Origin of the sequence: Hydrogenophaga sp., from assembly GCF_018780385.1 — a bacterium.
Taxonomy (GTDB): Bacteria; Pseudomonadota; Gammaproteobacteria; order Burkholderiales; family Burkholderiaceae_C; genus Hydrogenophaga.
Window position 1 is genome coordinate 1 of the sequence record NZ_JADMJO010000038.1, and the last position, 14,721, is coordinate 14,721.

At 63.9% G+C, this 14,721-nt stretch carries 14 protein-coding genes and 1 pseudogene; 11 read left to right on the plus strand and 4 right to left on the minus strand.

The genetic code is table 11. The annotated features are described in order from the left end of the window. The 7 genes and pseudogenes from IV113_RS14075 to IV113_RS14105 all read left to right on the plus strand — a co-directional run. Positions 1-455: cobalamin-dependent protein (locus IV113_RS14075; RefSeq protein ID WP_291086198.1), on the plus strand; the 455-nt coding region annotated here is incomplete at its 5' end. 108 nt (positions 456-563) lie between these two features. Then, positions 564-773 (plus strand): annotated as a pseudogene (locus IV113_RS14080) (GIY-YIG nuclease family protein); the annotation flags it as partial. Positions 774-1,028: 255 nt separating this feature from the next. Beyond that, on the plus strand, positions 1,029-2,006 hold the full coding sequence (gene meaB, locus IV113_RS14085) for a methylmalonyl Co-A mutase-associated GTPase MeaB (protein ID WP_291086337.1): 978 nt from the start codon (positions 1,029-1,031) through the stop codon (positions 2,004-2,006). A gap of 29 nt (positions 2,007-2,035) precedes the next feature. After that, on the plus strand, positions 2,036-3,568 hold the full coding sequence (locus IV113_RS14090) for an acyl-CoA carboxylase subunit beta (RefSeq protein WP_291086201.1): 1,533 nt from the start codon (positions 2,036-2,038) through the stop codon (positions 3,566-3,568). Between the two features lie 20 nt (positions 3,569-3,588). Next, positions 3,589-5,637, plus strand: coding sequence for an acetyl/propionyl/methylcrotonyl-CoA carboxylase subunit alpha (locus IV113_RS14095; RefSeq protein WP_291086203.1), 2,049 nt, complete (start codon positions 3,589-3,591; stop codon positions 5,635-5,637). 83 nt (positions 5,638-5,720) lie between these two features. Further along, entirely contained in the window at positions 5,721-6,320 is a 600-nt protein-coding gene (locus IV113_RS14100; protein ID WP_291086206.1) for an rRNA adenine N-6-methyltransferase family protein, read from the plus strand. Between the two features lie 3 nt (positions 6,321-6,323). After that, complete coding sequence (locus IV113_RS14105) at positions 6,324-6,824, plus strand: VOC family protein (protein WP_291086208.1); 501 nt, start codon at positions 6,324-6,326, stop codon at positions 6,822-6,824. Between the two features lie 15 nt (positions 6,825-6,839). Here IV113_RS14105 and IV113_RS14110 read toward each other — a convergent pair whose 3' ends face one another. After that, complete coding sequence (locus tag IV113_RS14110) at positions 6,840-7,214, minus strand: cupin domain-containing protein (protein ID WP_291086210.1); 375 nt, start codon at positions 7,212-7,214, stop codon at positions 6,840-6,842. A gap of 155 nt (positions 7,215-7,369) precedes the next feature. Here IV113_RS14110 and IV113_RS14115 point away from each other — a divergent pair, with 155 nt between their 5' ends. Together IV113_RS14115 and IV113_RS14120 are read left to right on the plus strand one after the other, a co-directional pair. Then, the gene (locus tag IV113_RS14115) at positions 7,370-7,672 is read left to right on the plus strand and encodes a hypothetical protein (protein ID WP_291086213.1); all 303 of its coding nucleotides are present in this window, start codon (positions 7,370-7,372) and stop codon (positions 7,670-7,672) included. A gap of 71 nt (positions 7,673-7,743) precedes the next feature. Continuing rightward, the gene (locus IV113_RS14120) at positions 7,744-9,264 is read left to right on the plus strand and encodes a methyl-accepting chemotaxis protein (protein ID WP_291086216.1); all 1,521 of its coding nucleotides are present in this window, start codon (positions 7,744-7,746) and stop codon (positions 9,262-9,264) included. Between the two features lie 24 nt (positions 9,265-9,288). On the opposite strand, the gene rsxB is transcribed toward IV113_RS14120, so the two are convergent. Continuing rightward, a complete protein-coding gene (gene rsxB / locus IV113_RS14125; protein WP_291086219.1) occupies positions 9,289-9,945 on the minus strand; it encodes an electron transport complex subunit RsxB in 657 nt (218 codons plus the stop codon). Positions 9,946-10,000: 55 nt separating this feature from the next. Continuing rightward, positions 10,001-11,446: a polyhydroxyalkanoate depolymerase gene (gene phaZ, locus IV113_RS14130; RefSeq protein WP_291086222.1), complete on the minus strand. Its 1,446-nt coding sequence runs from the start codon at positions 11,444-11,446 to the stop codon at positions 10,001-10,003. A 160-nt stretch (positions 11,447-11,606) separates the two neighbouring features. On the opposite strand from phaZ, the gene ygiD reads away from it, so the two are divergent. After that, a complete protein-coding gene (gene ygiD, locus IV113_RS14135) occupies positions 11,607-12,467 on the plus strand; it encodes a 4,5-DOPA dioxygenase extradiol (RefSeq protein WP_291086227.1) in 861 nt (286 codons plus the stop codon). 90 nt (positions 12,468-12,557) lie between these two features. Here the strand turns inward: ygiD and IV113_RS14140 are convergent, their stop codons facing one another. After that, positions 12,558-13,754: an amino acid aminotransferase gene (locus IV113_RS14140; RefSeq protein ID WP_291086229.1), complete on the minus strand. Its 1,197-nt coding sequence runs from the start codon at positions 13,752-13,754 to the stop codon at positions 12,558-12,560. Positions 13,755-14,027: 273 nt separating this feature from the next. Between IV113_RS14140 and IV113_RS14145 the strand changes: the two genes are divergently transcribed. Beyond that, positions 14,028-14,663 carry an XrtA/PEP-CTERM system exopolysaccharide export protein gene (locus IV113_RS14145; protein WP_291086230.1) on the plus strand — a complete coding sequence of 212 codons (636 nt, stop codon included), beginning with the start codon at positions 14,028-14,030 and terminating at the stop codon, positions 14,661-14,663. Positions 14,664-14,721 lie beyond the last annotated feature (58 nt).

Sequence of the window (14,721 nt, forward strand, 5' to 3'; positions counted from 1 at the left end):
GCTGGGACGCCCTCAAGACCGAGATCAACACGTTTGCCGATGAGCAGGGCCGCCGACCGCGCGTGATGATCAGCAAGCTCGGCCAGGACGGCCACGACCGCGGTGCCAAGGTGGTGGCCACGGCGTTTGCCGACCTGGGGTTCGACGTCGACATGGGCCCGCTGTTTCAGACGCCCGAGGAGTGCGCGCGCCAGGCCATTGAAAACGACGTGCACGCGGTGGGGGTGTCCACGCTGGCCGCCGGGCACAAGACGTTGGTGCCGGCCATCATTGCCGAACTCAAGAAGCAGGGCGCCGACGACATCATTGTGTTCGTCGGTGGTGTGATTCCGCGCCAGGACTACGAGATGCTGTATGAGGCCGGCGTCAAGGGAATCTACGGCCCGGGCACGCCGATTCCGGCGAGCGCGAAAGATGTGCTGGAGCAGATCAGGAAGGCGCTGGGTGCTGCTTGAACCCACGCTCCGAATCCGTTGTCCGGTCGAACCGAGCCAAACTCCGTTCGGGCTGAGCCAAACTCCGTTCGGGCTGAGCTTGTCGAAGCCCTCACCCACCCATTCCGCGTGAAACCTTTCCACGTCTACCTTCTGCTCTGCCGAGACGGTACCTACTACGCCGGCCACACCGACGAGTTGGAGGCACGCCTGTTGCAACACCAAGTGGGTGACACCGGTTACACCGCGACGCGCAAGCCGGTCCAGCTGGTCTGGCAGGGCGAGTTCGAGTCACGCGAGGGCGCGTTGGCTTTCGAGCAGCAGATCAAAGGTTGGTCGCGGGCGAAGAAGGAGGCGTTGATCGCTGGCGATTGGGAGCGGGTTCAAGCGCTGGCGCGTTCGAAGCAGGCTGTGGATGGGCTTCGACAAGCTCAGCCCGAACGGGGTGGGGCTCAGACAGAGCGGGGTGGGGATCAGCCGGAGCGGAGTGGGGCTCAGCCGGAGCGGAGTGGGGCTCAGGTCGACCAGGAAGTCCACCGCCGCGAACCCACCCCCTCCGTTCGCCCTGAGCCTGTCGAAGGGCTCACCAACAGCATCATCTCTGGCGCCCCCATGGCGCAACGCCGCGCCATCGCCAAGGCCATCACGCTGCTCGAATCCACCCGCGCCGATCACCGCGCGCAGGGCGACGAACTGCTCACGGCCTTGCTGCCGCACACAGGCAAAGCCTTTCGCTTAGGGCTCAGCGGCGTGCCGGGCGTGGGCAAGAGCACCTTCATCGAAGCGCTGGGGCTGTACCTCATCGACAAGGGCCATCGCGTGGCAGTGCTCACAGTCGATCCGTCCAGCACGGTGTCGGGCGGCTCGATCCTGGGAGACAAGACGCGCATGGAAAAGCTCTCGGTGCACGAGCAGGCCTACATCCGCCCCAGCCCGAGCAGCGGCACGCTGGGCGGTGTGGCCGAAAAAACGCGTGAGGCCATGCTGGTCTGCGAGGCGGCGGGTTACGACATCGTGATCGTCGAGACCGTGGGCGTGGGCCAGAGCGAGACGGCTGTGAGCGGCATGACCGACATGTTCGTGCTCATGCAACTGCCCAACGCCGGCGATGATTTGCAGGCGATCAAAAAGGGCGTGATGGAGCTGGCCGACCTGGTGGTCATCAACAAGGCCGACCTCGACCCCGACGCCGCCACGCGAGCGCGCGCGCAGATCACCTCGTCGCTGCGCCTGCTGGGTCTGCAGGGACACCCCGAACATGCACACCACAACGAGGCCATGTGGCACCCGCAGGTGATCCAGCTCAGCGCGTTGCTGGGGCGTGGTGTCGATGCGTTCTGGGCCGAGGTGTCGCGCTTTCGCATGCTGCAGATCGAGAACGGCCAAATCGCAGCACGGCGCCAGCAGCAGGCGAAAGCCTGGATGTGGGAGCGCATCGACGCCGGCCTCAAACAGCGTTTTCGCGCGCACCCGCAGGTGCGTGCCGCCCTGGACGACGCTTCCCAACGCGTATTGGCCGGCACCTTGCCGGCCAGCGCCGCCGCGCGCCAGCTGCTCGATCTTTTTGACTGAATTCCAAGTTATCCCAGGAGAACAACACCATGCAGGACATCCTCGAACAACTCGAAGAAAAACGTGCTGCCGCCCGCTTGGGTGGCGGAGAGAAGCGCATTGCCGCGCAGCACGCCAAAGGCAAACTGAGCGCTCGCGAGCGGCTTGAGGTGCTGCTGGACGAAGGCACGTTCGAAGAGTGGGACATGTTCGTCGAGCACCGCTGCACCGATTTCGGCATGCAGGACAACAAGATCCCGGGTGATGGCGTGGTCACGGGCTACGGGATGATCAACGGCCGTCTGGTGTTCGTGTTCAGCCAGGACTTCACGGTCTTCGGCGGCGCGCTCTCCGAGGCGCATGCCGAGAAGATCTGCAAGGTGATGGACCAGGCCATGAAGGTCGGCGCGCCGGTGATCGGGCTGAACGATTCGGGCGGTGCGCGCATCCAGGAAGGCGTGGCCTCGCTCGGTGGTTATGCCGACGTGTTCCAGCGCAACGTGATGGCCAGCGGTGTGGTGCCGCAGATCAGCATGATCATGGGCCCCTCGGCCGGTGGCGCGGTGTACTCGCCCGCCATGACCGACTTCATCTTCATGGTGAAGGACTCGGCCTACATGTTCGTCACCGGCCCCGAGGTGGTGAAAACCGTGACGCACGAGGAAGTGACGGCCGAGGAGCTGGGCGGCGCCATCACGCACACCACCAAGAGCGGTGTGGCCGACCTCGCGTTCGAGAACGACGTGGAAGCGCTGCTGATGCTGCGCCGGCTCTACAACTACCTGCCGCTGAACAACCGCGAGAAGGCGCCGGTGCGGCCCAGCGGCGACCCGATCGACCGCATGGACATCAGCCTGGACACGCTGGTGCCCGAGCACCCGAACAAGCCTTACGACATGAAGGAGCTGATCGTCAAAACGGTCGACGACGGTGACTTCTTTGAACTGCAGCCTGAGTACGCGAAAAACATCCTGATCGGCTTTGCGCGCATGGACGGCCAGACGGTGGGGATCGTGGCCAACCAGCCGCTGGTGCTGGCCGGGTGCCTGGACATCAAGTCGAGCATCAAGGCCGCGCGCTTCGTGCGCTTCTGCGATGCCTTCAACATTCCGGTGATCACCTTCGTGGACGTGCCCGGCTTCATGCCCGGCACCTCTCAGGAGTACGGCGGCATCATCAAGCACGGTGCCAAGCTGCTCTACGCGTACGCCGAGTGCACCGTGCCCAAGATCACCGTGATCACGCGCAAGGCCTACGGCGGCGCCTACGACGTGATGAGCTCCAAGCACCTGCGCGGCGACGTGAACTTCGCCTGGCCCAACGCCGAGATCGCGGTGATGGGCGCCAAGGGCGCGGTGGAGATCATCTTCCGCGAAGAGAAGAAGGACCCGGCCAAGCTCGCGCAGCGCGAGGCCGAATACAAGGCCCGTTTTGCCAACCCCTTCGTGGCGGGCGCGCGCGGCTTCATCGACGACGTGATCCTGCCGCACGAGACGCGCAAGCGCATCTGCCGCTCGTTGGTGATGCTGAAAGACAAGAAGCTCGAGAACCCTTGGCGCAAGCACGGGAACATTCCGCTTTGAACGGTACGGAGAACAACAACATGTTTACCAAGATCCTGATTGCGAACCGCGGCGAGATCGCCTGCCGCGTGATCGCCACCGCGAAGAAAATGGGCATCGCCACCGTGGCGGTGTATTCCGAGGCCGACAAGGAAGCGCGCCACGTGCAACTGGCCGACGAAGCCGTGCTGCTGGGCCCGGCGCCTTCGCGCGAGTCCTACCTGGTGGCCGACAAGATCATCGCCGCCGCCAAGCAGACCGGTGCCCAGGCCATCCACCCGGGCTACGGCTTCCTGTCGGAGAACGAAGCCTTCGCGCGCCGCGTGGAAGAAGAGGGCATGGCCTTCATCGGCCCGAAGCACTTCAGCATCGCGGCCATGGGCGACAAGATCGCGTCCAAGAAACTGGCCAACGCGGCCAAGGTCAACACCATCCCGGGCTGGAACGACGCCATCGAATGTGCCGAGCGCGCGGTGGAGATCGCCAAGGACATCGGCTACCCGGTGATGATCAAGGCCAGTGCCGGCGGCGGTGGCAAGGGCCTGCGCGTGGCGTACAACGACAAGGAGGCCCTCGAGGGCTTCACCGCGTGCCAGAACGAAGCGCGCAACAGCTTCGGCGACGACCGCATCTTCATCGAGAAGTTCGTGCAGGAGCCGCGCCACATCGAGATCCAGGTGCTGGGCGATTCGCACGGCAACGTGATCTACCTGAACGAGCGCGAGTGCTCGATCCAGCGCCGCCACCAGAAGGTGATTGAAGAGGCGCCGTCGCCCTTCATCAGCGATGCCACGCGCAAGGCCATGGGCGAGCAGGCTGTGGCGCTGGCCAAGGCCGTGAAGTACCAGAGCGCGGGCACGGTGGAGTTCGTGGTGGGCAAGGACCAGGACTTCTATTTCCTGGAAATGAACACGCGCCTGCAGGTGGAGCACCCGGTGACCGAGTGCATCACCGGGCTGGACCTGGTGGAGCTCATGATCCGCGTGGCCGCTGGTGAGAAGCTGCCGTTGACCCAAGACCAGGTCAAGCGCGAGGGTTGGGCGATCGAGTGCCGCATCAACGCGGAAGACCCGTTCCGCAACTTCCTTCCCAGCACCGGGCGGCTGGTGCGCTTTTCGCCACCCGCGCAGAGCATGTGGCAGGGCAACACGGCCGATCTGCTGGGCGTGCGCGTGGACACCGGCGTGCAGGACGGCGGCGAGATCCCGATGTTCTACGACTCCATGATCGCCAAGCTGATCGTGCATGGCAAAGACCGGCAAGAGGCGATCACCAAGATGCGCGAGGCGCTCAACGGATTCGTCATTCGAGGTATCAGCAGCAACATTCCGTTCCAGGCGGCGCTGCTGGCGCACCCGAAATTCGTGGCTGGCGACTTCAACACCGGCTTCATCGCCGAGCACTACGGCCACGGCTTCCGCGCCGAGGACGTGCCGCACGACGATGCCGATTTCCTGGTGGCCCTGGCCGCCTTCGTGCGCCGCAAGTCGCGCGAACGCGCGGCGGGTCTGTCGGGCCAGTTGCCTGGCTATGGCGTGAAGGTAGGTCACGACTTTCGCGTGATCGTGCTCGGTGCCACCGGTGAGCATGTCTACAAGCCGGTGCATGTGGACGAGGTGGTGGGCCAACTCGGTTCGGCGGTGGTCACGGTGGCCGACAAGCGCTATGCCATCAGCAGCCCTTCGCGCCTGAACGACATCTGCATCACCGGCGAATGCAACGGCCAGGCCTTCACTGCGCAGATCGAGCGCGGCACGCCGCGCAACCCGCTGGCGTTGGTGGTGCAACACAACGGCACCCGCATCGAGACCATGGTGGTGTCGCCGCGCATGGCCGAACTGCACGCGCTCATGCCGTTCAAGGCGCCAGCCGACATGAGCAAATACGTGCTCTCGCCGATGCCGGGCCTGTTGGTGGACGTGGCGGTGAAACCGGGCCAGAAGGTGCAGGCCGGCGAGCGGGTGGCCGTGATTGAAGCCATGAAGATGGAGAACGTGCTGTTCGCCGCGGCCGATGGCGTGGTGGGCAAGGTGCTCGCCTCCAAGGGCGAATCGCTGGTGGTGGATCAGCCCATCGTCGAGTTCGAGTGAGCTTCGGCCCGGCATGTGCCCCACAGACAACGGGGTTTGAATTGCGCTACCCTGTCGTTCACAACGACTCTGAAGGGTTTCGCATGCGGCACGGTCTGGCTTTTGCACTGGGTTACCTGCGCCACCCCAGGCGTGTCGGGGCCATCGCCCCAGCCTCCAAAGCCCTGGCGCAGGCCATCCTGAATGAAGTCCTGCGATCGGACCCCAGGACCTTGATCGAGGTGGGAGCCGGCACCGGAGCCATCACCCGCGCCCTGCTGCCCGCGCTGGCCCGGGTCGGGCGTTTCATGGTGATCGAGCGGGACCCCGGCTTTGCGCAACTGCTGCGCAAACACTTCCCCGATCTGGAGGTGCTGAACCATTGCGCCACCCGGCTGGACGCGCTGGACATCGAGGCGCAGTGCCCGGTGACCGTGGTGTCTTCACTGCCTTTGCTGTCGATGACCCGCGAAGAAGCGCATGGCTGCATCGATGCCATGGTCGCCCTGATCGAAAGCCGTCCGGGGTCGCGCCTGATCCAGTACACCTACGCCTCGCCCCATCTGCGCCCCTTCAACGACATTCCCATCGGCTGGCGTTGGCGCCGGGCCGCTTCCATCTGGGCCAACCTGCCGCCGGCCACGGTCTGGACGCTGGAGCAGGCCAGCCACCCGTCCTCCCACACCCTCAACGGTTTTCACTGACGCATGAGCACATCGGCTTCCCCCGTTCGTCCCTTCAAAGTTCTGGGCATTCAGCAGATCGCCATCGGCGGGCCCGACAAGCAGCGCCTGCAGAAGCTCTGGGTCGACATGCTCGGCCTGGAGATCACGGGCACTTTCCGGAGCGAGCGCGAAAACGTCGACGAAGACATCTGCGCCATCGGCAGCGGGCCGTTCAAGGTCGAGGTCGACCTGATGCAGCCGCTGGACCCCGACAAGAAACCCGCGGTGCACACCACGCCGCTCAACCACGTCGGCCTGTGGATCGACGATCTACCCACCGCTGTGGATTGGTTGACCGCCCAGGGCGTGCGCTTTGCACCGGGTGGCATCCGAAAGGGCGCGGCTGGTTTTGACATCACCTTCCTGCACCCCAAGGCCAACGACGAATTCCCGATTGCGGGCGAGGGCGTGCTGATCGAGCTGGTGCAGGCGCCATCCGAGGTGGTCAGCGCGTTTGCCAGGCTCTCGGCTCAACCCGGCTGAGCCAGGTCGGGGCCATCACTCCGCGATCATGTAAGTCTTGGTGAGGGGCTCCAGCACCTCGAACTCCCCGGCAAAGCCCGGCGGAATGTAGAGGCCCTCGCCCGGTTCCACCTCTTCAAATCCGCCCAGCGCGTCGTGCACACGGCAGCGGCCCAGCAGCACGGTGAAGAGCTCGCGTTCGGTATCGCCCATGGCGATGCGCCAACGCCCAGGCTCGCAGCGCCACACGCCGCAATAGACCTGTCCCGCCGGCAAGGCAGCATCCACCAGGTTCCAGGTTTCGCGCAGCGGGTTGCCGCGCACCAACCGCTCGGGCTTGGGGTGGTCGGTGTCGGGCGCGCCGGCGGGCTGTGCGGTGAGCTTGATCAGGCGTGAAGTTTGGGGCGTCATGGCCGGATTGTGCCGCCGGACACCGCCGAGACGTTGAGCAAACGGGGTTTTTGGCCGCTGTTCCGGGCTATGCCCGCAGCCACATCGCCCTACGCTTGAGGCATCCCGAAGCCACGTTCCCATCACAGGTGGTCCAACCGCCGCAGGAGCCCGCCATGAGCCAGGTCCCGACCCGCCAACTGCCAGAAACCGCATCCACACCGGTGCTCGCCGCGGTGATGCGCCACGCGCGCGACACGTCGCAGAGATGGCCTCACGACCTGCTCGAAGCGTTTTGCCTGCGCATGTCCAGTCAGGGCATGTGCGTGAGCCGCGCCCTCATGCAGCACGACCGGCGCTACGGCCTGGAGCAACTCTCGCATGCCCACAACATGGCCGATGACGCGCTTCGCGTGATGGCGGTGCAACTGTTCCGGCACTTTGAAGCGCGTCAATCGGGGATCTCCGGTCCCCATTGAGAGCGGGTGTGTCTCAAGCCGATCCCGTTCTGGCCGATAGAAATACAACCACACCAAGGAGAGACACGCGCATGTCCGGTTTTCACCCCTTGTCCCCCGGCGTCTGGCTGATGCGGCGCCTGCGCCTGCGCGGCAAGTTGCTGCTGCTGGCCGCCGCCTCCCTGCTGCCACAGGTGTTCTCCTGGGTTGTGTCCGGGTCACCCTCGGCCAGCGCCTGGGTGCTGGGTATCGAGCTCGGTGGCGCTGGCGTGCTGGCCTACCTCATGCTGAGCTTCTACGTCAGCTTCATGAGCGATTTCCGGCAGGTGCTCGCCAGCATGGAGCAGACGGCCTCGGGCAACCTGCGCACCGTGCTGAAGGCGCGCGGCACTGACGAGCTGGCCGATCTCACCCGACTGCTCGACCGCATGGTGGGCAACCTCTCGTCCATGGTGGCCGAGGTGCGCAGCAATTCGGCCCTGGTGGCCCACGCCGGCAAGAGCCTGGCCACCGGCAACCGAGATCTGGCCGACCGCACCGAACAACAAGCGGCCAACCTCGAACAGACCGCTGCCAGCGTGCACGAGCTCTCCAGCACGGTTCAACAAAACGCCAAGACCGCAGGCGACTCCGACAGCCAGGCCGCCCAGGTGCGCGACGTGGCCGAATCGGGCGCGAAGTCGATGGGCCGTGCGGTTGAGTCGGTCGAAGGCATTCAGAAAAGCGCCCAGCAGATGAACGAGATCATCGGCGTGATCGACAGCCTGGCCTTCCAGACCAACATCCTCGCGCTCAACGCGGCGGTGGAAGCCGCCCGCGCGGGCGAGCAGGGCAGGGGCTTTGCCGTGGTGGCGGCCGAGGTGCGTTCGCTGGCCCAGCGCTCGGCCGCATCCGCCAAGGAAATCCGCCAGCTCATCGAAGCCTCGCGCCAGCAGGTGGAGGCCAGCGTGGTGCAGATACGCACGGCCGGCAACAGCATCCAGCAGATCGCCAACGGCGTGCGCGGCGTGGCCGCCAACATGTCGCTGATCTCGGCTTCCAGCGCCGAGCAGAGCACCGGCCTGAGCGAGATCTCGTCGGCTGTTTCTCAACTCGACGAGATCACCCAGCGCAATGCGCAAATGGTCGAGCGCGCCGTGGCGCAGGCCGACCAGCTGGAGCAGCGCGCCGCCCACCTCTCCAAAGCCGTATCGTCCTTCATGTTGCAGCAGGGCACGGCCGAAGAGGCCATGCTGCTCGTGGATCGGGCGCAGGTCATGCGCCAGCAGCGCGGGCGCGATGCCTTCGTACGCGAGATCACCACGCCCGCCAACGGTTTCCACGACCGCGACATGTACGTGTTTGCCCTGGACCGCAATGGCGTCTACCGCGCGTTCGGTGGCAAGCCTGAAAAGGTGGGCAGTCGCGTGCAGGACATTCCCGGCATTGACGGCCAGGCGCTGCTCAATGCCATCGTTTCGCAGGCCGAAGCCGGCCCGGGCTGGGTCGAGTACGACATCGGCAACCCGGCCAACGGCAGCATCCAGGCCAAGATGTCGTACGTGGTGAAGGTGGACGACCTGTACGTGGGTTGCGGCGTCTACAAGACCGCAGCAGCGCGCCAGATCGCCTGATTCAGACGCTGTTTCAGGCCCGGTTCAGAGGTTTGTGCGCTTGGCCCTGGCCCGGGCAAGCGCGGCCTCGATCACCGCGCGTTTCTTGTCCAGCAGGGCCTCATCGGTGATCCGTGAATGCGCGGCCAGGTCGCTCAGCTTTTCCTTCGCCTTGGCTTCGAGCCGATCCTCGTGCTCCAGCTTTTCGCGTGCCAGGCGGTCTTGCCTTGCCAGGTAGCGCGCCTGGCCTTGGCGCGCCTGCTCGGCCGTCCAGGCTTGCCAGCCGGTGCGCTCCCCGCTGACGATCTCCAGTGAAATGCAGTCCACGGGGCACACCGGCAAGCACAGCTCGCAACCGGTGCAGACGGGCTCGATCACGGTGTGCATGCGCTTGTTGCTGCCCACGATCGCGTCGGTCGGGCAGACCTTGATGCACAGCGTGCAGCCGATGCACCAGTCCTCGTCGATCACGGCAACCGTCACCGGACCTTCGATTCCGTTGTGGGGGTTCAGGGGCGTGGCTACCCGTCCTGTGATGGCAGCCAGGCGCTCGATGCCTTCGGCTCCGCCGGGTGGGCATTGGTTGATGTCGGCGTCGCCCTCGGCAATGGCCAGCGCGTAGCTCGCGCAGTCGGGATAGCCGCAGCGTGTGCACTGCGTTTGCGGCAAGGCGGCGTCAATGCGCCGTGCGAGGTCATTCATACGGCCAATATACCGGCGCCCTTGAAGGCCGCCGGGCTTCAGGATCGAACCCCGCTCAGGCCGTGGTGTTGCGCGCCTTGCGGGCGGCGGGCGCCTTGGCTGCGGGTTTGGTCACCAGCTTCGCTCTCTTCGCCGGGGCTTTGGCCGCAGCCTTGACGGTCGGCTTGGTCGGTGCCTTGGTGGCGGCTTTTGCAGGCTTGGGCGCAGCAGTTTTGGCCGCTGGTGCAGCCACCACTGTGGGTTGGTGGACCTTGAGGAACGCCTTCACCACCGGATGCACGAAGTCGCGCCAACGGCGGCCGCTGAAGATGCCGTAGTGGCCCGCGCCCGCGGCTTCGTAGTGCATCTGGTGCGACTTTGGAATGCCGGTGCACAGGTCGTGCGCGGCGGCAGTCTGCCCAGAGCCCGAGATGTCGTCCAGTTCACCTTCAATGGTGAGCAGTGCGGTGTGCTGGATATCCTGCGGGCGCACACGCTCGAGTTCGCCTTGCGGGTTTTTCACGTCCCAGGTGCCGTTGACGAGTTTGAAGTCCTGGAACACCGTGTCGATGGTTTCGAGGTAGTAGTCGGCGTCCATGTCGAGCACGGCGTTGTACTCGTCGTAAAACTTGCGGTGGCTCTCCGCGCTCTCGTTGTCGCCCTTGATCAGATCCTTGAAGTAGTCGTAGTGGCTCGACGCATGACGGTCCGGGTTCATGGCCACGAAGCCGGTGTGTTGCAGGAAACCGGGGTACACCCGGCGGCCGGCGCCGGGGAAACTGTCGGGCACGCGGTAGATCACGTTGTTCTCGAACCACTCGTAACTGCGCTGGGTGGCCAGGTTGTTCACCGCCGTGGGCGATTTGCGGGCGTCGATTGGCCCGCCCATCATCGTCATGGACAGCGGCGTGGTTTCCCCGCGGCTTGCCATCAGTGACACTGCGGCCAGAACCGGCACGGTGGGCTGGCACACGCTGATCACGTGGCAGTTGCCATAGCCTTTTTGCAGGTGGCGAATGAACTCCTGCACGTAGTTCACGTAGTCGTCGAGGTGGAACGCACCGTCGGACAGGGGCACCAGCCGGGCGTTTTTCCAGTCGGTGATGTAGACCTTGTGGTCCTTGAGCATGGTGCGGACCGTGTCGCGCAGCAGTGTGGCGTAGTGGCCGGAGAGCGGGGCCACGATCAGCACCACGGGTTCGCCCTTGAGCTTGGCCAGCGTGCTGGTGTCGTCAGAGAAGCGTTTGAATCGGCGCAGTTCACAGAACGGCTTGTCGATTTCGATGCGCTCGTGGATCGCCACGTCCACGCCATCGACGTCCACCGTGTGGATGCCGAAGACCGGCTTCTCGTAGTCCTTGCCCAGACGGTGCATCAGGTCGTAGCCCGCAGAAATGCGCTGGGCGATGGGCAACTGGGCCAGGGGCAGGCTCGGGTTGGTGAAAAGCTTCGCGGCCACCTCGGCCAAGTCCGAAAACGGCTCCATCATGGAGCGTTGTGTCTCGTAAATCTGGTAGAGCATGGTTGTCCGATTTCGTTATGTTGCAGTGCAATATAGCAGCATGCGCCAAGGAGCGTTAGCGTGATAACACCTAATTTACAGGGCCATTTGTCACCTTCGTGGAAGAATCCGGATCACCGATTTCAGCCGCCTGCCAGACGGTAACCATCCGCCCCACCCCATGTCCGAATCCACTGCACCAGAATCCGTCACAACCACCTGGAGTGATTTGCCCACCACTGCTCGTTTGCCCGTTCTGTTCGTGGGCCACGGCAGTCCGATGAATGCCATCGAGAACAACCGGTGGCGCCAGAGTTGGCAGGCGCTGGGTACAGAGCTGCTGGCGCGCGCGCAGCAGCCCCGTCTGATCCTGTGCATTTCGGCCCACTGGCTGACGGCCGGCTGGCAGCTCACCGCCATGGCGCAGCCGCGCACCATCCACGACTTCGGCGGCTTCCCTCAGGCGCTGTTCGACCAACAATACCCTGCTCCGGGCTCGCCGCCAGCCGCCCGATTCATCAGCCGGTCCGTGCTGCAACCGGGCTCCAACCGGCCCCTGGAGCTGGATGGAGGCGACTGGGGTCTGGACCACGGGGCTTGGTCCATTCTCAAGCCGATGTTCCCCGATGCCGCCATTCCGGTGATCCAGCTCAGCATGGACTACAGCCGGCCTGCCGCCGAGCATTTCGCCATCGGCCGCCAGCTGGCACAGCTGCGCGAGCGTGGTGTGTTGATCGTTGGCAGCGGGAACGCGGTTCACAACCTGCGCACCATGCGACGCGACGCTCCCGACAACCAGGCTTACGACTGGGCCATCGAATTCGATCGCGTCACCGCCGATCACATTGTTCAACGACGACTGCCGGCGCTCTGCGATTTTCCACAGTTGGGTGCCGTGGCGCAGATGGCTCACCCCAGCTGGGAGCACTACCTGCCACTGCTGTACGCGGCGGGCGCGGTGCAGGAAGAAGATGAACCTCGCTTCTTCAACGAGGGCTTTCAGGGCGCTTCGATCTCCATGCGATCGGTGATTTGGGAGTAACCCCCGCCGCGCTTCGCGCGACCCCCTGAAAGGGGGCAGTGCCTGTGGCACGGCAAAGGCTGTTCCGCGGCGCCCTTGGTTGAGCGTGACTCAGACCACCTTGGCAATCGACTGGCAGACGTAGTCGATGTTCTTGCTGTTGAGCGCGGCCACGCACATGCGTCCGGTGTCGGTTCCGTACACGCCGAATTCGGTGCGCAGGCGCACCATCTGGTCCTTGTTGAGGCCGGAGTAGCTGAACATGCCGATCTGGCTGGTGATGAAGCCCATGTCCTGTTTGACACCGGCGGCCTTGAGGCCATCGACCAGCTTTTGACGCATGGCCTTGATGCGCACACGCATCTCGCCGAGTTCTTTCTCCCAAAGGGTGCGCAGTTCAGGGTTGTTGAGCACGGCCGCCACCACCGCGCCGCCGTGGATGGGCGGGTTGGAATAGTTGGTGCGGATGGCAATCTTGAGCTGCGACAGCACGCGCGAGGCCTCTTCCGCGCTCTCGCACAGCACCGACAAGGCACCCACGCGCTCGCCGTACAGGCTGAAGCTTTTGGAGAACGAGGTCGAGACAAAGAACACCAGACCCGCAGCCACGAACTTGGCGATGACCGCACCGTCGTCGGCGATGCCATGGCCAAAACCTTGGTAGGCCATGTCCAGGAAAGGCGTGAGGTTGCGAGCCTTCACCGCTGCGATCACCTGGTCCCACTGTTGGGGAGTGATGTCGTAGCCGGTGGGGTTGTGACAGCAGGCGTGCAGCACAACGATGGTGCCGGGCGCTGCCGCATTCAGGCTGGCCAGCATGCCGTCAAAGTTGACGCCGCGTTTCTCGGCGTCGTAGTAAGCGTAGGTGCCCACCGTGAAACCGGCGTTGGTGAAGAGGGCGCGGTGGTTTTCCCAGCTCGGGTCGCTGATCAGCACCGTGGCATCGGGGTTCAGCCGTTTTAGGAAGTCGGCGCCAATTTTCAAGCCGCCCGTGCCGCCGATGGCCTGCACGGTCGCCACGCGGCCGGACTTCACCGGCTCCGATTCGACACCGAACACCAGTCCTTTGACGGCGGCGTCATAGGCAGCAATGCCGTCGATGGGGAGATAACCGCGCGCGGTGGGCTTGTCCATCATGGTCTTTTCAGCGCTTTGAACGCATTGCAGCAATGGAAGCTTGCCGTTGTCGTCAAAATACACGCCCACCCCCAGGTTCACCTTGTTGGGATTTGCGTCGGCGGCAAACTGTTCGTTCAGACCGAGAATCGGGTCGCGCGGCGCCATTTCGACGGCGGTGAAGAGGGACATGCTGAGTTTCCTGTGGGTTGATGACAGAGTCGCCGCTCATTTTAAAGCGCCCGCTAGGGTGTACCCGACCAAGGCGAAGACGTACTCTCTGGGCTCCGATCCATCTGTGCAACAGCGTACTGAAGCAAAACTAAATCGACGCCAGTGTGCAAGCGCCCCAGTTTTGGTACTTCGTCACACTTTGCGGATAGTCATCGGGCCGTGGTGTGCGGTATATTAAAAAAGACCGTTAACTTTTATTAACATTTCCCCGTGATTTTGAGGACGTGGACCATGCAAAAACATACTTCAGAACTCATGCGCACTTCCGCTCGCCGTATCGCGGTGCTGACTTTGGTGCTCGGCGCAACCGGTTGCGCCACCCAGAACGCCAATCCTCCCGCGCCGACCCTCGCCTCCAGCCCTGACTACAACTACATCGTCGGCCCGGGGGACAACCTCAATATCAACGTCTGGCGCAATCCTGAGCTTTCCTCCAGCGTCCCCGTTCGCCCCGATGGCAAGGTTTCCACCCCACTGGTTGACGAGCTGGTTGCACAAGGCAAAACGCCCACGCAGATTGCCCGCGATGTAGAGACAGCGTTGGCGAAGTTTGTTCGTGACCCTGTGGTTACCGTCATCGTTACCAACTTCGTTGGCCCCTACAGCGAACAGATTCGTGTGGTTGGCGAGGCAGCCAAGCCGCAATTCCTTCCGTACAAACAGAAGATGACCGTCATGGACGTGATGATCGCGGTGGGAGGCCTGACCGACTTTGCTGACGGCAACAAGGCCACCATCATCCGGGCCAGCGACAGCAACAAACGTTACAGCGTTCGCCTCAAAGATCTGGTCAAGCGTGGCGACATCTCTGCCAACGTTGAAATGCTTCCGGGTGACATCCTGATCATTCCTCAGGGCTGGTTCTGATTTCGGCTTTTGCCACAGCTTGAGTCTGCCGACTGAGGCGGATGGAACGTTCATTTTT